Raw genomic sequence first — 20,253 nt, forward strand, 5'->3', positions numbered from 1 at the left:
GCGAAGGGTGGTGGCCGGGCCTCGATTTGGCGGAAGATCGCGTCCATCCAGGGGCGCTTTTTCTGAGGCAGCGAGAGCTTGAGCACCCGTTTGCGTGCGTGCTGGCTGATCCACCCGCCTATTGCAAAGCAATAGGACCTTAGCGTCGCCAAGGTGGCTTGGTTGTGGCTGTTGAGCCCAAAATGCCGAAACAGGCTCATCAGGTTGTAAGCTACCATGATGAAGCGGAAGGACGCCTCCGTGGCCCAAAAGTCTTGCAGACAGAACGCGTCGAGCCCGAAGTCCTGCTTTAGTTCCTTGATCCTGTTCTCGCAGTCCGCTCGGCTGTTGTAGATGTTCCAAATTTGATCCAGAGGCAGGTTGAGGTTGGTCACATACAGGCTGAAGCGGTAGTCGGGCAGATCCTCGAAGAGCAGCTTGCCTCCGGCCTGCGGGCGTCGGCTGATCTGCTTGCGCACGACGATGTGCCGACGCGCTTTGGCCTTGGGATCGGCGGGCTGATGCCGCCACTCTTTGACCGCGATACCGGGACAGATTTTCACCCAGTCCTTCATGCCGTGGATCTCGTTCTTGAGATTGGAGTAGGCCCGCGCGGCGATGATGTAGTTGAGGCTGCGCTCTTCCAAAGCGCTCAGGATTTCGTCGGTGTAAAAACCGCTGTCGCCACGCACCAGGCCCACTTTCACACCTGACATCGCCTCGTCGAAAGTCTCGCGCATGAACTCCACGCAGTTGGAGCACGCCGCCGTGTTGCCAGGGCGCAGCCATGCGTTGGCCACCATGCGTGTCTGGCTGATGAAGGCCATGAGCGGATGGTGCGAGTTGCGCCCTTTGCGGTTGGGGTTGTAACCTTTGGCCGAGCCTTCCTGACTGCCATCGCGCGTGATGACCGTGCTATCGAAGTCCACCGTCACTGCGCCCACGTTGATCTGCGAGAAGAACCACCTCTGCAATGGCGGGAACACGGCGGTGTTGCGTGCCTGCGAGAACTTGCCAAAGAACCGGCTGTAGGTGCTTTGGCTCGGCAGGCTCTCATAGCCAAAAATGGCCGCTAGCGTTTGATCCTGGCGCAACCAGTCGCAGTGGATGTAACGGCTGGCTCCCGTCCAGATCCCGAGCCAGAAGCTTTCGATGATCTGCACCGCATCGTAGGCTCGATTCGACCCGCCTTGAGGCAGATCCAACGTGGCCAGATGCTCCCGGATGCCGGTCTGGTCGATAAAGCGCTTCATCAGCGCCATGCCGCCAAAAGGCGTCACCGGCTTGTCAGAGTATTCAATCGGCAGGTTCACCATTCCGGTGATTCTTGCATACTCGTCAACTCCCTGCCTTGAAGGGCTCTCCGGTTCTTTGCTACTGTTCTATTGCATGATCCGGGATGAAGGCCTCGCCGGGCTTCAGCTCGATGCCGTCACGATGGTGAGCCAACGAGCGTCCGGTGTGGCTGATCTCCAACGAGGCGAAGCGCGCGTGCGCACGGCCTTTTCCTCGATGAACTGGTCCAGTGAAATGCTGTTACGTTCGCCTTGCCCCACCTTCGCGCCCGTGAGCCAGATGCTCTGGCCGAAATGATGAGCCCAGGCCCTGTGGATGATGTAGGCCCGGGATGGGCGTGATGTTCGCACGATGACGTTCCAGTGGCTTCAGTCCTTTGCTGAACGTGTAATTCGCTCCCGACTACAGAATCTGATAACCGAGCGTGTTCACCCCGTTCGGCAGGTGCATGTGACGGTGGCTGATGAGCCAGTTTTGTTTGGGAACATTCATGAAGAGAAACGGACCAACAGATAACGCTCCCCGCCCTTTGTGCAGTGCAGGTTCCCCCGAGATTTGGGGGCGCAACTTCGATTGGCAGCCGAGATGAAGTTGAGGAAAGAAGCGAAGACAATGAAGCCAGCAAAGGAGAGGGCCTCAACGTCCCCGTTGCGTCGTCCGGTCCACCAGGTTCTCATAGATCTTGCGACGTTCGTCCAGGCCGAGGCCCTGGTTGCGCAGGCCGAACATTTGTTTGTTGATGTCCTCGCGCTGCGAGACGCTGAGACGCGAGAGTTTGGCCACCATCTCCGGCGGCGGCTGGCGGGGGTAGCCGTCCGCGTTGAAGCCTTCCTTGTAGTTCACGGCGGCATTTTTCGCCTCGTCCATCTGGGCCGAGCTCAAAGGCGGGGTGTTACCACCCGAACCGCCGCTGGAACCACCACCGCCTGTGGTTGCCCGAACGATTTTTTTTGGCGGCTGTTGGTAGCGGACGGTGATGACCTGCCCTCCTGTGACCTGTATTTTTGCCGACCATGTCCGCATCTCGGCTGGATAGCCTTCAACACCGACCAACTGCCATCCCTGAAAATTGGCCGTTTTGGAGACCACATGAGACTCCATGGTCTTGGTGTCGAGTAGGGTGGCAAGGACGTCGTTCTCGGTGCGCGCGACACCCGTGAGGATGATCGAATCGAAAACGCCCAAGGAACGCGTGAAAGGCGAGTTTGTGAGGAGTTCTTCAAAGTGCCCGTCTTTCACGGATTGTGGAATCGCTCCATCGTCGTCCGGCGGCGGAGTTTGCGGCATGGCATCGGCTCCACGCAACGTCGCGATGCCGCACAAGCCTGCGAGAAGAATGCCTCGCCACAAGCCCAAGGTCTCCCTCTCAACGAAATGTGGCAGCCGACTCATGGGAGCCAAGTACGGCGGCAGCCCGTCAAAACCATCACCGCAGCGTCTGAAACTCCGACCAGCCTTCCCAGGCGATGCGCTGAAGGTCGGCACGGTCTTGGTCGGAGAACTGGCGAGTGATGGGGTTGCCATCGCGATCCTTCGTCTTGTCATTCCTTTCGCCTTCGAGGTGGCGGATGTCGGTGACAGCGTCAATGGGCAGACCGACGGGGCTTTTCTCAAACAACGCGGCATAAAGCGTGCAGGCCGTGAGGTAGGCCATGGTTTGGTTGAGATGCGCGTCATTGACGAAGCGCAGCGTCAGATCCGGCCGCTGGGTCTGGCAGCGATGCGCCACGAGCGCCATCGGAGCGACGCCAGCGTCGATCTTTTTCGCCAGCGCGGCGATGGCGCGTTCCTTGGCCAGGATCGGTGCGGAATCGGGCGCGGCGGTGAGAGGTTTGTCGTTCTGGGTCAAAGGTGTGGTCTCATACAAGATCACGCGGGCACCCTGTGCCTTCGCCAGCTCGGCAAACTTCGGCGCATACTCGGCATAGAGCGTGGGATCGCCTTCGATGTCATCGCGGTAAGACTGGAGCACCACGACATCCCAGCGCTGTCGGCTGCTTTCGATCTTTGGCAGCAGCACCCGATGCCGTGCAAGGGCGCTCGGGGCGTACTTGTCCTTCGGATCGTCCGCAGCGGCCTTCTCCAGCGCAGCAATCGTGGCTTTCTCCTCGGCCTCGGTGAGCGTCGCTTGCTTCACGATGTTCTGCGTGCCCAGCCGCCAGTGATCCTTCAGCGTGCGGCCACCATAGATGACGTCCGTGCGGTTGAATGTGAGCCCCGGCTGCCCCGCCTCGGCCATCGCCTTGACCACGGTGGAGAGGTTGTGCCGGGCCGTGAAGCTGTTGCCGATGAAGAGCACGTTCAGCGATCTCTTTTCACCCTCGGCACCAGCCGCCATGGAAAGCGAAACGAGAGCAAACGCGATGAATGAGATTCGAGAGAAGAGGCGGGTCATGGGGTGGATGGGTTTGAAATGGAGAGGCGGAAGAGTGCTTCGCCCGTGAACGAATGTGTTCCAGGGCGTCTCTCAGCGATTCACCCGAACCTGCCGACGCACAAAAGTCACGACAGAATACCCGTGGAGCGTCTTCACCCATGTTGCTCCACCGCGTAGATGAGTGACTCGGGCGGCTCGCTTTCGAGCGCTTCAATTGTCGAGTCGAGCCAGTCCACGAGTTCTTCGGCATCCCACCAATACTGAGGCCAACGCGAGTCGCTCGTCCATTGCTGCCCATGCTGGACGGCGAGACCGCGCAAGCGTCTCAAGCAGGCGACAGCCTCGGCAGGTGAATGCATGGAAGGTTCGCCGTCGAAGCTGTATTCGATCACATAACCAGGGTGTCGAATGAAGTTGAGCCACTCAGGCTCCGCCCCTTCAAGCTCCTCCACGAATTCGCAAAGCAACGCGATGGGCGCCCCGAAAGTCTCCACCAGGATGCCTCTCTGGTCGCATATCATGAAGGTGATTTTCACAGGCGAGGAAGTCTTATGCGCTCGTACCAGCAAACAGAGTATCCGTCCCTTTGCACTTCGATCAAGTCCACTGACATGCCGTACGGGCCAAAGACCCGCCGTCAGGCAGCGCCTGGAACGAGCGTTTTTAAATAAACTCGACATCCCATGGCCCGGTATGATCTCATTGCTTCATGAAAAAGACCCAAAAAGCAGCCAATGCGAGTCGTCGTCATTTTGTGAAGAGCGCGGTTGTCTCCGGCCCGGCCGCCGTGGGAGCCGCTTTAGTAGGCCAGCCTGCCACGGATGCGGGCGCGGCACTGTCCTCGGCCCAGGAGCAGCTCAAGGCGGTCTGGGAGGAGCATATGAAGTCCGAGTTTGCGACCAAGAATGTGGATGACACGATGGCGACGATGATCGAGGGCGGGCATGTCAATCATGTGCCAACGATGACCGGCGGGCGCGGGTTGAAGGAGATCCGGGACTTCTATTCCCGCTTTTTCATTCCGCAGATGCCGCCGGACACGAAGACCACGCAGGTCTCACGCACCATCGGCGACACGCAGATCGTGGACGAAATGATCTTTGAGTTCACTCACACAGTCCCGATGGACTGGATGCTGCCTGGCATTCCTCCCACAGGGAAAAAGGTCGAGGTGGCCCTGGTGGCAATCATCGGATTCCGTGAAGGCAAGGTGTCGCATGAGCACATCTACTGGGACCAGGCCTCCGTGCTGCTCCAACTGGGCTTGCTGGATGGCAGCAAGCTGCCGGTGGCCGGCAGTGAGAGCGCCGCGAAAGTGCGTGATCCCAGCCTGCCGGCGAACACGCTGATCCAGCGCGCAGCCGGTCTCTAAACTAGAGACTCGCACGCCAGACTCCTCTGGGAAGGCCCGGACAAGCGGCTATCAGCCGGAGGAGCGAATCTTTTGGGGCCTTGAGCGCCCGTTTGCCAGTTCAGGGCGTATCGCTACTCTCGTCGTCCCCCCATGTCTCGTGTTCCGAAAAAAACTGCCTGCCGCCCCATTTCTGACGACGTCATCCGCATTCGCGGGGCGCGGCAGAACAATCTGAAGGGAATCGATCTCGATCTACCGCTGGGGAAGCTGAATGTGATTACGGGGCCGAGCGGCTCGGGGAAGTCGTCGTTGGCATTCGACACGATCTATGCGGAAGGGCAGCGGCGCTATGTGGAGACGTTTTCGCCTTACACGCGGCAGTTCTTCGAGCGCATGGACAAGCCGCAGGTGGATTCGATCGAGGGCATCCCGCCGGCCATCGCGATCGAGCAGGTGAACAACATGCGCAGCACGCGCTCGACGGTCGGTACGATCACAGAGATCAATGATTACCTCAAGATGCTGTTCCCGCGCATCGCCTCGGCGACGTGTCCGTCATGCAAGCAGCCCGTGAAGCCGGAAACGACGGAGAGCATCCTGCACACGCTCCTGCATGGTCACACGGTGAAGCAGGCGCTGATTCTGTTTCCCGTTCCGGTGCCGAAGGACACGGCTTCGTCCGATTTTGCGGCCTTCTTGCAGGCGCAGGGCTTTGTCCGCATCTGGTTGTATGGAAAGATCGTGCGCCTCGATGAAATCACCGAGCGCAAACTGCCCGCGCAGGTGATGGTGGTGCAGGATCGCGTCACGCTCGACTCAAAACAACGCGCTCGCATCAGCGAGGCGGTGGAAGCGGCGATACGATTCGGCAAAGGCAAGGTCGCGACAAACATCGACGATGAGATTCGGCATTTCTCGACCGATTGGAGCTGTGCGGACTGTGGCATAACGCTTCCAGCGCCGACGCCGGGCTTGTTCAGCTTCAATTCACCCATCGGCGCGTGTCCGACGTGCCGCGGCTTTGGCCGCACGCTCGGTCTCGACATGGGCAAGGCGATTCCGGATGAATCGCTGAGCATCAATCAAGGTCTGGTCCGTCCGTTTCAAGGCAGCACCTACGGCGAGTCGCAGCTCGACCTCGAACGCGCTGCGCGGAAGCGCGGTGTCGATATTCACAAGCCGTTTGAAGATTACAGCGATGCGGATCGCAAATGGCTCATCGAAGGCACGCGGGATGATCCCGAGGAGGCTTACAACCACGGCGAGTGGTATGGCGTGCGCGGGTTCTTCAAGTGGCAGGAATCACGCAGTTACAAGATGCATGTCCGCGTGTTCCTGAGCCGCTACCGCGCCTACACCGAGTGCATGGACTGCGGCGGCGGGCGTTTGAAGAAGGAAGCGCACAACTTCCGCATCGGCAAGCACACGCTGGCGGATCTCTGGCGTCTGCCGGTGAGCGATCTGCATCCGCTCGTGCAATCCTGGCAGCTCAAAGACGGCGATCACGCCGCCGCGATGCTACGTGATGAAATCGCCAGTCGCATCAGCTACATGGATCGTGCGGGCCTCGGTTATTTGAATTTGGATCGCCAAACACGCACCTTGAGCGGCGGCGAGTTGCAACGCGTGAATTTGACGACCTGTCTCGGCGCTTCGCTGGTGAACACGCTTTTTGTTCTCGATGAACCGAGCATCGGCCTGCACCCGCGTGACATCGGTCGCCTCATTGGAGTCATGGAAGGCCTGCGCGACAAAGGCAACACGCTGCTCGTCGTCGAACATGAAGAAGCCGTGATGCGCAGCGCGGACAACGTCATCGACATCGGTCCCGGGCGTGGTGACAAAGGTGGCGAGCTGGTGTTCAGCGGACCGCTGTCGAAGTTGAGCGCGAAGGTGGGTTCGCTGACGGGAGATTACTTGTTTGGAAGAAAGTCGGTGCCCGTTCCCACCCAACGCCGTTCCGTAGTCCCGCCTTCAGGCGGAATCAGTTCGAAGCCGCCTAAAGGAGGGGCTACAAAACTGCTGAAGATCCTCGGTGCACGCCAAAACAACCTCAAGAAGCTCGATGTGGACATCCCGCTCGGCGTGTTCTGCTGCGTCACGGGTGTCAGCGGCTCCGGCAAATCGACACTGGTACATGACGTGCTCTACCGGAACCTACAAAAGCTGCGTGGGGAGGTTTGTGAAGAAGAACCGGGCCGCGTGAGCAAGATCACGGGATATGAAGACTTGCGCGAGGTGGTGATGGTGGATCAATCGCCGCTGGCACGCACACCGCGATCCACACCGGCGGTATTTCTTGGTGCGTTTGATCACATTCGCACGCTGTTCTCTGAAACGGAGGATGCGAAGGCTCAGGGCATCATGCCGGGCTTCTTCAGCTTCAATTCCGGCGAAGGCCGTTGCGAGCGCTGCGCGGGGAATGGCTACGAGAAGATCGAGATGCAGTTCCTCAGCGATCTCTATGTGATGTGCCCCGAATGCGAAGGCCGCCGTTACCAGCCGCATGCGTTGAAAATCTTGCTGCATGGCAAAAGCATTCACGAAGTGCTCGGTTTGACCGCCGAGGAGTCGGTGGCGTGGTTCAGCAGCACGTTGTTTGAGTCGTCAAAGAAAGCCGCGCAGATCGTGACGCAGCTTCAGATGCTCAACGAGGCCGGACTCGGCTACTTGAAGCTCGGGCAGCCGCTCAACACGCTTTCCGGCGGTGAGGCGCAGCGTTTGAAGCTCATCGGGCACCTCATCGAGAACCCTACCGATCCCAAAGCGAAGCAAGGCTCCGGCAGCCTGCTCCTGCTCGACGAACCAACCACCGGCTTGCACTTCGATGACATCGCGCTGCTGGTGAAACTGCTGCAACGCCTCGTCAACGAAGGCCACAGCCTGCTGGTGATCGAGCACAACCTCGAAGTCATCAAATGCGCCGACTGGGTCATTGATTTGGGGCCGGAAGGCGGCGCTGCGGGCGGTGCGCTGGTGATTGCGGGAACGCCGGAGGAGGTGGCGAAGTGTGAGGCCTCGCATACGGGGCGTTATCTCCGTGAGTTGGTTTCAAGTTCCAAGTCTCAAGTTGCAAGCCGCGTTGACGAATCGGCTGCTAGCTACCGCACGCGCCAACTTGAAACTTTAAACCTGAAACCTGAAACGAAGAACGTCATTAGCATCCGAGGCGCACGTGAGCACAATTTAAAGAACATCAGCCTCGACATCCCACGTGATGAATTCGTCGTCGTCACCGGCCTCAGCGGCTCGGGCAAGTCATCGCTGGCGTTTGATTTGATCTTTGCGGAAGGGCAGCGGCGCTTCCTGGACAGCATGTCGGTGTATGCGCGGACGTTTGTGGAGCAGATGGAGAAGCCGGAGGTCGATTTGATCACGGGTGTGCCGCCGACGGTGGCCATCGAGCAGCGCATCTCGCGTGGTGGTGGTAAATCAACCGTGGCGACGGTAACGGAGTCGTATCACTTCCTGCGCCTGCTGTTTGCAAAGCTGGGCACGCAGTATTGCCCGAAGTGCGCCGTGCCGGTGAAGAAGCAGAGCGTGCAGTCCATTTTGACTGCGGTGATGAAGCAGGCGACCAAAGGGCCGCTGCATCTGCTGGCACCGCTGATCAAGGCGCGCAAAGGATTCCACAACGAGGTGGCGGATCATGCGCAGCGGCATGGCATCGAGAAGTTGCTCGTCGATGGCGAGTTTCGTCAGACGCTGGGCTTCCAACGGCTGGAACGCTTCAAAGAGCACAACATCGATGCGGTCATCGCGAAGGTCACGAAGGCCGATTCGGATGAGAAATTGCGTCCGCTGGTCGAAGCGGCGATCAAAATGGGCAAGGGCACGATCAAGCTGCGCTTGGCGGATAAATCGACATCGGTGCTGAGCACAGAGATGAGCTGTCCTTCATGCGGTTTGTCGTTTGAGGAGCTTGATCCGCGGCTGTTCAGCTTCAACAGCCCGCATGGCTGGTGCAAAGACTGCCGCGGATTTGGCGTCGTCGGCCGCAAACTCGATCTGGGTGATCGCCAGCCCGATGTGTCGGTGCTGGAGGCCGAGATGGAGGAAGAACGCCGTTTCAACAGCGAGGACGAGGAAGATGCGCCGCGTCAGACCTGCACGAGCTGCCACGGCAGTCGCATCAACGAGATCGGCCGCGCGGTGCAGCTTCAAGGCAGCACGATTCAAGACTTCACCTCGCTCACAGCGGGCGATGCAGGCAAATTGATGAGCAAACTCAAATTTGCGGGCACGGAGGCGATCATCGCACGCGACATCGTGAAGGAGATCGAGCAGCGGCTCAAATTCATGCAGGAGGTGGGCCTGGGTTATCTCCAGCTCAATCGCAGCGCGGACACGCTCAGTGGTGGCGAGGCACAGCGCATTCGCTTGTCCGCGCAGCTCGGCAGCAATCTGCGCGGTGTGTTGTATGTGCTCGATGAGCCAACCATCGGCCTGCATCCGCGCGACAACGAGAAGCTGCTCGACACGCTCTCCGCGCTTCGGGACAAAGGCAACTCGCTCCTCGTCGTCGAGCACGATGACGAAACGATGCGGCGTGCTGACACGATTCTCGATCTCGGGCCCGGCGCGGGCAAATTCGGCGGCGAAGTCATCGCGCAAGGCACGCTGGCGCACCTGCTCAAGAACAAGAAGAGTGTGACGGGCCAAAGCCTGAACAAACCGCTCAAACATCCGTCACGCGGCGAGCGACGAGCCTTGCCTGCGCTCAAATCGAAAGACGGCTGGCTGCGTGTGACCGGCGCGACGGCGAACAATCTCAAAAACGTCGATGCCGCGATTCCGCTTGGCCGTTTGACGGTGCTCACGGGCGTAAGCGGCAGTGGCAAGAGTTCGCTGATGCATGGAGTGCTTTCGCCGGCGGTGCGCGAGAAGATTAGCAAAGGGCGAAGGGCGAAGGGCACAGGGGTTCGGGCCTGGAGCAGCGTGAGTGGGTTTGAGAATTTGCAGACGGTACATGAGGTGGATCAATCACCGATTGGGAAGACGAGCCGCTCGTGTCCGGCGACGTATGTGGGCATTTTGGATGACATTCGGAAGCTGTACGCGCAGGTGCCGCTGGCGCGTACGCGTGGCTACACGTCGGGCCGTTTCTCCTTCAACACCGAAGGTGGACGCTGCGAGACCTGCGGCGGCAATGGAGAGATCAAAGTCGAGATGGCCTTCCTGCCGACCACGCGCGTGCATTGCGAGACCTGCAACGGCCTGCGCTTCAATGCCGCGACACTCGAAGTCGAGTACAACGGCAAACACATCGGCGAAGTGCTGCGCATGAGCATCACCGAGGCGGCGGAGTTCTTCGCGCCGGTGCAGAAGATCGCACGGCCGCTCAAACTGCTCGCCGACACCGGCCTGGGCTATCTCCAGCTCGGCCAGCCCAGCCCCACGCTCAGCGGTGGCGAGGCGCAGCGCATCAAACTCGTCACCGAACTGCGCAGCGGCGACGGCCGCACCTTCAAGGAGCAGCTCAAAGGCATCACCAAGGCTGGGAAACGCAATCTCTACCTCATCGAAGAACCCACCATCGGCCTGCACATCCAGGACGTCGCCAAACTCATCGACGTCCTCCACCGCCTCGTCGATGAAGGTCACACCGTCGTCGTCATCGAGCATCATCCCGATGTGTATGCCGAAGCCGACTTTCTCATCGACATCGGCCCTGAAGCAGGCGCGGAAGGCGGTCGCGTCGTTGCCGCAGGAACGCCCGAGCAGGTGAAGAAGTGCAAGGAGAGCCGGACGGCGCGGTTTTTGTGACCCGTGGCAAATGCCTTCCTATGTTTCAACGCTTGGTGACAACGCGATGTGGAGCGTGCCATGACTGATGAGCAGGCCTCGTTCCGCTTTGCGCGTCTTCGTGGAAATCTTCTGCAACGAACTCTTGGTCACCTGCACGTTGAAGGTGCGGGAGTCACCAGAATCAGGTTTGTGGTTGTTGGGTTGTTTTTTTCTCGCTGGAAGGCTTTCCATGAACCGTGTTCTTTTGATGAGCTTTGAAGCGTCCAGGGGATCAGGGGAGCGGAAAATAATCTTGCCCCCCTCAATGATGATTCGGCCAATCATGCGCTGTGAATGTTTTTTCATTCCCGCCGGGCCAGGAACGCCGGATTTTTTCTCACAAAACTTGCCCGTCCTTCCGCGGGTGGCAAAAAGACGCAGGATGGCAGAACCGTTGCCGGTGGCGTGCTCCACCGCCAGTTGCACGCTTTGCTTCGGTCGTTTGGGTTTGGGGCCGACGCCCTTCTTCAATTCGAGCTGATAGTATGGTTTTGAACCAGAACCAAAAGATGATGTTGGCAAAAGCTCGCTTGAGTTTGCCCAGTCGTCATTGGAGTACCGAACTTTCGCCCCTGCTCCAATGCTGCATACTTCCAAGGTGATAATGTCAGCCATAGTGTGAAATCCTCCAGTTGGTGTTATCCTCTGATGCCAATGCTTCCATCGCAATCGCTTCCCGAGTAAACAGGCTCATCACCCTCATCATAATACTCATCATAGGATTCGAAGTAGGATGGGTCGATTTCGACATAGCCAGGATCGGCGGGGGGGGCGGCGGGAAGAGGCGGGGGATCCTCCGGATAATTGGTCCACGCCGGATCACCGGCATAGTTTGGATCAGTCACAACCGGGTCCGAGTAATAGCACATCACTTCCTGCGTTGGATCGGCTACCGGGTAAACATAAAAATCATCAGGCGGCGGCGGCGGGGATGGCACCGGATCTGATCCACCCAGATAATAGGTATCGTCTGTCTGAATCACGTCCCCGTCTTGCAGGTCGTAGGTTTCGTCTGCGACGAACAGTTGTCCGGTGTATTGATTATATATCACCACACCGGTCGTGGTTTTGGCTCCTGCTTTTTTTGCCGGGCGAAATTTTATTTTGTATGCTTTCATTGAGGTGGATGACATCCAGATGCTTGGATTTTTGATACAAATCACCTGCAAAGTATCAGAATACGCCTGCCACAGGAAGAAAAATATACTGGGGCTATTACCAGTTCACCACATGAACTCTGACGGGATCAGCAATGCCCTTTATCGCGACCTCGGATGCTTCTTGGAAGATTATATCCGGAGCCGACGGCCTAGGCATCGACCTTGTGCATGCGCTCAGCGTTGAATTGCTCACAACGATTCTGCTCCTGCCGGCAAAACTTTCCAGCCTGGAAGCAATGTTCACCTCCCGCCCGAACACGGTGTAATTGGACAGGTGTTTTGAGGAGCCCATGAAACCGACTGTCATGGTGCCGGTGTTGATGCCGATGCCGACGGTGAGCAGGGGGAGGGCAGGAAGGGGCAACTCGCCGCTGTCCTCACGCCTCTTGTTTTCGCCGACAATGCGTGTGTTCTCATTCTCGCGCTCTCCGTTAAGGGCAGCGATGGCACGCTGGGCATCGATGGCGGCAAGCACGGCGGCTTCGGCGTGGCGCGGGTGGGGCAACGGCGCTCCCCAGAAGGCCATGACACAGTCGCCGATGTATTTGTCGAGCGTGCCATCATGCTTTTTGACGGCGTCCACGATGGCGGAGAGGTACATGTTCACGGTTTCCATGGCCTCGTTGGCGTGGCGGTCGTGGCATTGATCGGCTTCGGCGCCTGTGAGGCCGAGGTGCTGAATTTCTTTTTCCGCCGCCGTGCGCTGCTGATCGGTGTAATCGGTGAAGCCGCGAATGTCGGCGAAGAGGACGGTCAGTTCACGTTTCTGCGTGCCATACGAGGGGTCGGGATGCTCGATGAGCAGGTCCATGATGTTCGGTGAGACGAGGTGCTGGAACAGGGTGCGTACTTTGCGGCGATGGCCGCGCTCGAGAACAATGCGGAAGGCCACCATGGTGGCATGCGTCATGAGCAAGGCCCCGGCGACCGGAAGTACGATCGGTAGGACAAGGCGAAAGCGAAGGTAGATCCAGACGACGAGCACCACGTAGATGGCCGCGAGGCCAATCACCGCGCCGGTTGCAAACAATGCACGGAGACGCCAACTGACGAATCCCGAAAGGGCGGTGAATGCTGCGAGCAAAGTTACCTGGACCCACGGGTGTGGTTCACGAGCAAACTGGCCGGCAGTCAGAGAATTGGCGACATTCCAGATTGTGCTGAATAGGAAAGATTGCCGGGATACCGGGGTGGCGCCGAGATCGGCGATGTTGCTGCCAACGCCCGTGGAGCCGATCACGACCAGGCGGTCTTTCCAAATGCTAGGGACCTCGTTGCCTTTGGCGCGATGAGCGGCAGCGCCGAGAACGGAGAGCATGTTCCGGAAGCGCAGGCGCGTATCCTCCACTGGCATGGTCCAGTTCACCAGCATTCCACCGGTGTGATCGAGAGGTAGAACGAGCTGTCCGCCTGCTTCCGTTGGAATAAGAATGCGATCCGCTTCCACGCTGGCCTCAGAGAGTTTCAACTTCAACTTGGCCGAGGCAAGCACGATGCCTGCATGCCAAAGACGCCCGGCGTCAGGATCATCGACGAACGGTTTGATGCGGCGCAGGACTCCATCTTCGTCCGTGGTGCGCACCGCGTGGCCTAGGCGTTGAGCTTTGGAGCGAAACAAATCGGCTGGCAATGCCAAGCGGCCGGCCGCGCCGCCAGGCGCAGTGAGAATGGCGTTGGGAGAACTGCTCAGGGTCTGGGCGAAGTATTCATCCGAGGTGATAGTTCCGCCGCTGACGAGTCGAAGCGGGGGCACTACCTTGGGATCGTCGAGATCGAGGAAAAAAATGTCGAATACCACGCCTGCTGCGCCTTGGGCGTTCAACTCGCGAAGTATTTGCGCGTAAAGCATCCTCGGCAGGGGCCATTGGAATCCGCGGCTGCGATTGAGTTCGGCCAGCGTCTTTTCATCGATCGCGATGACGCCAAAGTCATCACTTCCTCCGCCGCTTTGCAGTGAGAGCCGCACGCGCCAGTCGTAGGAGATGAGTTCCAAACGCTCGACGAACTGAAAGCCGGGGATCCACTTTCCAAACAGCAGCAACAACGAGAGTAGGAGGATTAAGAATCCCCCCAGAATCGCTGGCGCATATTTCCACAAGCCGAGACGCACAGTTGGATTTTGTCTTTAGACTGAGGATTTTGGCAATCAAAAAGACCAACTGAACTAACGATCTCTGTGCCAGAACATCTCATATGGAACATGTATTCAGGCCAGGAAATTGAACAGGCCCGGAATTTCCCGCGAAAGTTTCGCCTCTCATGCGACGGATGATTGACTCGCCCTTCTCCTTCGTTCGTATCACCGTCATGAAAACCGCGCTCACCCTTCTCACCACCTTCCTCATGGCTTCTATCGCCCCGCTTTCTTCTGCTGCCGACGCCCCTGCCGCCAAAACCGAAACCGCCATCATCGGCGGTGGCTGCTTCTGGTGCGTCGAGGCGCAGTATCTCTTGGTCAAAGGCGTGAAAAAAGTCGTCAGCGGCTACGCCGGCGGCAAAACAGAAAACCCAACTTATGAGGACATCTGCACTGGAGAAACCGGCCATGCCGAGGTCATCCAGATCGAGTTCGATCCTGCGGTCATCAGCTTCAAGGAGATCATCGACCTTTTCTGGGACGCGCATGATCCCACCAGCGTGACGAAGGAGGACATGGTCAAACACGGCAAGCTCCTCCCCAAAGGCACTGCCTATCAAGGCAACGACTACGGCACGCAGTACCGCTCCGCCATCTTCTACACCAACGAAGAGCAGAAGAAGATCGCCCTGGCCTCCCGCGATGCCGCCCAGAAGAACTGGAAAGACCCCATCGCCACCGAGATCGCCCCGCTGAAGAAATTCTATCCCGCCGAGGACTACCATCAGAACTTCAAAGCCCTCAACCCCAACCAGGGCTACGTCCGCGCCGTCGTCAATCCCAAGACCGAGAAGTTCAAGCACACGCTCGAAGACAAAGGCAAGATCAAGCCCGAGGCGAAGTAATAGATGTAAAGGCATCCAGGACGCGTCGCATCCTGTGTTTCTCAAGGCGGAGGCAGCACCTCCGCTTTTTTCTGCGCCATACGCCGCCCATTCTGACGAAATATGGAAACTCAATGCGATCATTGAGTTTTTCGATTCGCCGTGATCGGGCGGGTCGGACATACTCGGCTACCCTTCTCCCATGAACTCCTCCCACCACCGCTGGCTCCTCGAACAACTCCCGAAGTGGGAAAGTGAAGATCTTCTCACCACGGATGCGGCACGCACCTTGCGCGAGCGGCATGCGGTGGATGCCTCGCAGCCGGGCGCGGCGCAGATCATCATGGGTTCTCTCGGTGCCTTGCTGATTGGCACCGGCTTGATCACCATCATCGGCTTCAACTGGGATGACTTCTCGCGCCCGGTGCGGCTGGTGTTCGCCTTTCTGCCGCTGTTGCTCACTCAATTGTTCAGCCTGCGGGTGATGCTTCAAGGCGACGCTGCCGCAGCCTGGGTGCGCGAGACGGCGGCCCTGCTTCAAGCGCTTTGCACGGGAGCCTGCATCGCCCTCGTCTCGCAGATCTACAATCTGGGCGGCGAATGGCCGGACTTTCTCTTCTGGTGGTGCCTGCTCAGTCTCCCGCTCGTGTGGGTGATGAAATCGAATTCCGTCGCCATCTTTTACCTCATCGGCATTGCCGAATGGAGCATTCATCAGGTGTGGGGACATCAACCCTGGCATGCCAGCCCGATGATCTACCCGCTGCTGCTGCTCGGTCTCTTTCCGTTCTGGCCGGGCTGGAAGTTGGACCGTCCGCTTTCCACCACGCTGCGCTGGGTGATGACGATCAGCGCCATCTGCGGCCTGTGTGCGGCCGCGCATTATGCCACGAGGATGCATTTCGCGGACTCCTGGGGCCACTTTGACGTGACGCTCTGGCTGTGGGTGCTCACCTCCGCGATGCTGGCGCTGTTTCCGCTGCCCCTGTCCGCTCTCGATACGGAGCCGCGCCAAAAGCCGCAGATCGTCCTCGGCTTTCTGCATCTCCTTCAGTTTGGCGTTGTCGCCACGTTTCTGGACATGGGCCAGGAACTCGCCAAGGCGGTTCGCGAGGCCTGGCAAGTGCCTTGGACCTGGGTTCTCATCGCGCTGATCGCCGCTTTTGCCGTTCATGCGGTCTTGCGCCGCCGCTGGGCGGTCTTGTCTGTCGCTTCGATCGCGATCACACCCGTGCTTGCTTTGGTCATGGGTGAAACGGCCCAAGCCGTCCTGCCCTGGCTCATGACGCTGCATCTCTCCCTCATCGGCATCACGCTCATCGTGCTGGAGTTCACCGGGCGGCGCGGTGCTCCGCGTTTGGGGGCCGCCCTGCTCTGCGTGCTCATCATCGCACGCATGTTTGAGAGCGAGCTGTCACTTCTCACCAAAGGACTGGCCTTCATCGTCATCGGCGTGGCCTTCCTGGCCTTCAACATCTGCATGAGCCGTCTTGCCCGTCAAAAACAACTCACCCAGCCATGAAAGCCCTTCCCATCATCATCTTCGCCATGGTTGCGCTCGCCCAGTGGGCCGCACCGCTTTCGCAAATCTGGACACACGAGCAGACGCTCGCGAAAGGCACGCTCATCAAGCTCAAGTGCAGCGCTCCCGATCCCTACGACCCGCTGCGCGGCCGCTATCTTGCCGTGCGGCCGGAGCAGCGCGAGGCCAGCGTGCCTGCGGGTCTGAAACTGGAAAGCGGCACCCGCGTTTACGCCACACTGACCTCCGGCGCGGATGGTCTGGCCACGATCTCCAGCCTGTCCCTCACGCCACCCACGAGTGGCGACTACATCCGCGTAAACGTCGGCTATGCCTATGAAAGCAAGGCGACCATCGAGTGGCCCTTCGAGCGCTTCTACATCAATGAAAAGCTCGCCCCTGAGGCCGACAAGTGGTTCGCCGAGAACATCCGTAGCACCAAGGGCATCATTGCCGAGGTGCGCGTGCTCAACGGCCGCGCCGTGCTGGCGGATCTCAGCCTTGATGGCCGTTCGTTCCGCGAAATCCTCAAAGAGCGGGTGAAGTAGCAAAGTGGTCCGCACAGTCCCCTGTGCGGAGTGTCGATGGGTGTGAGGTGAGCTAGAAAAAAGCGGCTTCAGAAAGCACCTTTGGGATCATACGAAGGTCTGTAGCGCTGCGGAGCGCCGCACAGAGGACTGTGCGGACCACTTTCAAGATCGTCACTTGCATCCCCGCCGGACCTGCTTCATTCGCGGCGCTTGCAACCGCTCCACCTCATCGACGCCATCGGCCCGTTTTTTCGCGGGCATGACGTGCGCACGATCAACTGGTCGAAGATCCCGTGGCAAAACCTGCCGAAGACGCGCGATGCCGCCGCAGATGCCTGGTGGGCGCTGGTGCGGGCGGATTTGACGAAGTTCGCGGATCAGGCCGCCGCGTGGGGCTTCAACGCGTTCTCGCTCGATGACGTGACGCATCTGGCGGATCACGCCTGGCTGGAGCCGGAGCTGCGCGAGCGCATCGCGCTCTACCGGGAGGAATTCGCCCGCTGCTTCGCGCTTTTCACGGAACGCGGCCTGGCGGTGCATCTGACGATGGATGTGATGACCTACACGCCCGAGCTGCGCCGCCGCATGACCGAGGCGAAGCGCAGCGTGAACGACTACCTGGCCGAATTGCTCGATGGCTTCTTCACCAGCTTCCCGCAGGTGGCGGGGATCATTGTCCGCATCGGCGAATCCGACGGCAAAGGCGTGCATGACGAGTTTCGCAGCGAGTTGGTGATCCAAAAGCCCGCACAGGCCCGCCAGTTGCTGCTCGATCTGCTGCCGGTGTGCGAGAAGCACGCACGCCGCCTGATTTTCCGCACCTGGACCGTCGGCGCGTATCGCATCGGCGATCTGATGTGGCACCGCCGCACCTTTGCGAGCGTGTTTGAAGGGCTGCAAAGCCCGGCCCTGGTCATTTCGATGAAGTACGGCGAGTCCGACTTCTTCCGCTACCTGCCGCTGAACCGGAACTTCTTTCGCACCAGCATCCCGAAGATCGTGGAGCTGCAAACGCGGCGCGAATACGAGGGCTGCGGCGAGTACCCGAGCTTCACCGGCTGGGAATACGAGCGCTATGCCCGCGAGCTGAAGCATGCAGACAACGTCATCGGCTGCATGGTCTGGTGCCAGACGGGCGGCTGGGTGCCCTTCCGCCGCATCGCGTTGATCGATCCCGAAGCGATCTGGATCGACCTGAACACCTTCGTCACGCTGCGCATCATGAAGAATGGCTGGGTCGTCGAGGATGCGGTGCGCGCCTTTGTCCAAGAGCGTGGTTTGGGCGATGCGAACGCGCTCATCGAGCTGCTGCGCTACTCCGACGAGGTCGTGCGCGAGCTGCTGTATGTGGAGGAGTTCGCGCAGCAGAAGCTGTTTTTCCGCCGGGTGCGCATCCCGCCGATGCTCCAGGTCTATTGGGGGAACATCTTCATCAATCACAGCGTGAAAAAGCTGCTGCGCTACTTTGTGCATGAGCCAGAGGCCGCGCTGCACAGCGCCGTGCGCTGCATGGGCCGATTGGATCAGATGATCTCCCTCGCACCGCGTGCCGGAGTGCCGGTGGCCGATCTCGAATACATGCGCGACACCTTTCGCCTGCTGGCGCTGGCGCGGGAGTACTGCTTCACCGAATTCACGCCGGAGATCGAATCGCGGCTGCGAGAGGCCAAGCGGGCCTACAAGGCAAAGTATCCGAAGCGCGGCCTGCGCGCCCGTTATCGCATCAAAATGGGCTTCACGCCCTTCTGGCTGCATCGCCGCTACATCGGCTGGGCGGTCGAATTGCTCATGCGTCGCCGCCGTGGCTATCGCATCATCGACCGCCTGCTCATCCTGCATGTGCTGTCGATGATCTACCGCGTGATCGCGCTGCGAAAGCCGCATTGGATTCCCGGCTTCGCCAAAGAGAGCGCGATGGGCGTGGACGTGGTGTTCCGGTAAAAGTAGCCCTGTTCCTGCGGAACAGGGCGGTCCTTGTTGCACAGCAACAAGGCTACTTTGGCTCAAATCTTCACATCCCAGCCCTTGCGATAACCCTCGCGACCCCAAAGCTTCAGTGCTTCGGCATTGTCGAGGATCTTGCCGGTCTTGGGATCGCATTTCACGACGGTGTTGGTGCGGTAGGCCATGTTGCCGAGGTGGCACATCATGGTGCTCTTCTGGCCTTCGACGATGGGGCTGTTGAGCTTCGCTTCGCCGCGAATCGCGTCGAGGAAGTTGCCGATGTGAGCGGGATCACCGCCGCCAGCGCCTTTGCCCTTGCTGACTTCGACGCCTTTCAGGTCGTAGTTGATCCATGAATCACGGGCGATGGCCATGGTGCCGTTGTCGCCGTAGAACATGACTTCCGCCAACGGCTTCTCTGCGGCACGCGGATGGCTGCTGCTCTGCACCCACTCACAGCCCGCGTGCCCGAAATCATAGACCGCCGTGCCGGTGTCCGGCGTTTCCTGCGCATCATCGAAGAAGTAGCGGCCTCCGTTGTAGGTCGTGCGCAGCGGGTAGTCGCCCTTGATGCCCCAGCGCAGGATGTCGAGCGTATGGATGCCGTTGTTGCCGAGTTCGCCGTTGCCCCAGTGCCAGAACCAATGCCAGTCGTAGTGCGCCAGTGCTTTGAAGTCGTGCTTCGCATCGTCAGGCACCGGTCCCTGCCACAAATTGTAGTCGATGTCCGGCGCGGCGGGCTTCTCGTTCGTGGCGACGGATTTGCGCGTGTTGTAGTAAAACCCACGGCCAAAGCGCACCGGGCCGATGGCACCGCCGTGCAACGCCTCAATCGCCTCCTTCATCCAGGTACGGCGCTGATTGCCCATCTGCACCACGCGGTCGTATTTCGTCGCTGCTTCGACGATCATTTCCGCTTCATGCGCATTCTGGCTGCCGGGTTTTTCCACATACACATGCTTCCCGGCCTGCATGCAGAGCAAAGCGGCGGGTGTGTGCCAGAAATTCGGCGTGGCGATGAAGACCGCGTCCAGCGTCTTGTCATCGAGAATGGAGCGGAAGTCCTTCACGCCCACGCAGGACACCTGCTGCGTGTCATTGACCACCTTCAGGCCGCTTTCGAGGCGTTTCGGGTCCACTTCGGCCAGATACGCGATCTCCACATTCGGCAGCTTCAACAGTGCCTGCACATGCCCCATGCCGCGACCGAGCGCCACGACGGCCACCTTGAGCTTTTTCTGCGCGGCATCCGCAGCACGGAGTTTTGGTAAAGCGGAGACCGCGGCGAGCGCGGACGTTTGGTGGAAGAAAGTGCGGCGGTTCATGGTGGTGCAAAGAATCGG

Annotated in this window: 15 protein-coding genes; 7 read left to right on the forward strand and 8 right to left on the reverse strand. The window is 59.4% G+C overall.

Features of this window, described 5'->3' with window-relative positions; genetic code table 11:
• On the reverse strand, positions 1–1,232 hold a 1,232-nt coding region (locus ACILSI_RS12725), incomplete at its 3' end, for an IS1380 family transposase (protein ID WP_395722259.1).
• Here ACILSI_RS12725 and ACILSI_RS12730 point away from each other — a divergent pair.
• On the forward strand, positions 1,204–1,572 hold the full coding sequence (locus tag ACILSI_RS12730) for a hypothetical protein (protein ID WP_395722260.1): 369 nt from the start codon (positions 1,204–1,206) through the stop codon (positions 1,570–1,572). The two genes, ACILSI_RS12725 and ACILSI_RS12730, sit on opposite strands and share 29 nt — an antisense overlap.
• Positions 1,573–1,911: 339 nt before the next feature.
• Here ACILSI_RS12730 and ACILSI_RS12735 read toward each other — a convergent pair whose 3' ends face one another.
• The 3 genes from ACILSI_RS12735 to ACILSI_RS12745 all read right to left on the reverse strand — a co-directional run bounded on the left by ACILSI_RS12735 (position 1,912) and on the right by ACILSI_RS12745 (position 4,188).
• Positions 1,912–2,562 (reverse strand): hypothetical protein, encoded by a 651-nt coding sequence (locus ACILSI_RS12735; protein ID WP_395722261.1) that lies wholly within the window; start codon positions 2,560–2,562, stop codon positions 1,912–1,914.
• A 139-nt stretch (positions 2,563–2,701) separates the two neighbouring features.
• Positions 2,702–3,670, reverse strand: coding sequence for a hypothetical protein (locus ACILSI_RS12740; protein ID WP_395722262.1), 969 nt, complete (start codon positions 3,668–3,670; stop codon positions 2,702–2,704).
• Positions 3,671–3,804: 134 nt separating this feature from the next.
• Positions 3,805–4,188: a hypothetical protein gene (locus ACILSI_RS12745; protein WP_395722263.1), complete on the reverse strand. Its 384-nt coding sequence runs from the start codon at positions 4,186–4,188 to the stop codon at positions 3,805–3,807.
• Positions 4,189–4,361: 173 nt separating this feature from the next.
• On the opposite strand from ACILSI_RS12745, the gene ACILSI_RS12750 reads away from it, so the two are divergent.
• Complete coding sequence (locus ACILSI_RS12750; protein ID WP_395722264.1) at positions 4,362–5,024, forward strand: ester cyclase; 663 nt, start codon at positions 4,362–4,364, stop codon at positions 5,022–5,024.
• Between the two features lie 132 nt (positions 5,025–5,156).
• Positions 5,157–10,772, forward strand: coding sequence for an excinuclease ABC subunit UvrA (gene uvrA, locus ACILSI_RS12755; protein WP_395722265.1), 5,616 nt, complete (start codon positions 5,157–5,159; stop codon positions 10,770–10,772).
• An 18-nt stretch (positions 10,773–10,790) separates the two neighbouring features.
• On the opposite strand, the gene ACILSI_RS12760 is transcribed toward uvrA, so the two are convergent.
• From ACILSI_RS12760 to ACILSI_RS12770, 3 genes are all read right to left on the reverse strand, one after another.
• Positions 10,791–11,408 (reverse strand): hypothetical protein, encoded by a 618-nt coding sequence (locus ACILSI_RS12760; protein ID WP_395722266.1) that lies wholly within the window; start codon positions 11,406–11,408, stop codon positions 10,791–10,793.
• Between the two features lie 23 nt (positions 11,409–11,431).
• Positions 11,432–11,911 (reverse strand): hypothetical protein, encoded by a 480-nt coding sequence (locus ACILSI_RS12765; RefSeq protein WP_395722267.1) that lies wholly within the window; start codon positions 11,909–11,911, stop codon positions 11,432–11,434.
• A 97-nt stretch (positions 11,912–12,008) separates the two neighbouring features.
• Entirely contained in the window at positions 12,009–14,063 is a 2,055-nt protein-coding gene (locus tag ACILSI_RS12770) for a CHASE2 domain-containing protein (RefSeq protein ID WP_395722268.1), read from the reverse strand.
• 233 nt (positions 14,064–14,296) lie between these two features.
• Here ACILSI_RS12770 and msrA point away from each other — a divergent pair, with 233 nt between their 5' ends.
• From msrA to ACILSI_RS12790, 4 genes are all read left to right on the forward strand, one after another.
• Positions 14,297–14,935, forward strand: a complete 639-nt coding sequence (gene msrA / locus ACILSI_RS12775; protein ID WP_395722318.1) for a peptide-methionine (S)-S-oxide reductase MsrA — start codon at positions 14,297–14,299, stop codon at positions 14,933–14,935.
• Between the two features lie 181 nt (positions 14,936–15,116).
• The gene (locus tag ACILSI_RS12780) at positions 15,117–16,436 is read left to right on the forward strand and encodes a DUF2157 domain-containing protein (RefSeq protein ID WP_395722269.1); all 1,320 of its coding nucleotides are present in this window, start codon (positions 15,117–15,119) and stop codon (positions 16,434–16,436) included.
• Complete coding sequence (locus ACILSI_RS12785) at positions 16,433–16,984, forward strand: GDYXXLXY domain-containing protein (RefSeq protein ID WP_395722270.1); 552 nt, start codon at positions 16,433–16,435, stop codon at positions 16,982–16,984. The genes ACILSI_RS12780 and ACILSI_RS12785 overlap by 4 nt, the downstream gene beginning before the upstream one ends.
• A 192-nt stretch (positions 16,985–17,176) precedes the next feature.
• Positions 17,177–18,907, forward strand: a complete 1,731-nt coding sequence (locus ACILSI_RS12790) for a hypothetical protein (protein ID WP_395722271.1) — start codon at positions 17,177–17,179, stop codon at positions 18,905–18,907.
• A gap of 62 nt (positions 18,908–18,969) precedes the next feature.
• Here ACILSI_RS12790 and ACILSI_RS12795 read toward each other — a convergent pair whose 3' ends face one another.
• The gene (locus tag ACILSI_RS12795) at positions 18,970–20,235 is read right to left on the reverse strand and encodes a Gfo/Idh/MocA family protein (RefSeq protein WP_395722272.1); all 1,266 of its coding nucleotides are present in this window, start codon (positions 20,233–20,235) and stop codon (positions 18,970–18,972) included.
• Positions 20,236–20,253: the final 18 nt, after the last annotated feature.

The sequence above is a fragment of the Prosthecobacter sp. genome, from assembly GCF_044232965.1.
Classification (GTDB): Bacteria; Verrucomicrobiota; Verrucomicrobiia; order Verrucomicrobiales; family Verrucomicrobiaceae; genus Prosthecobacter.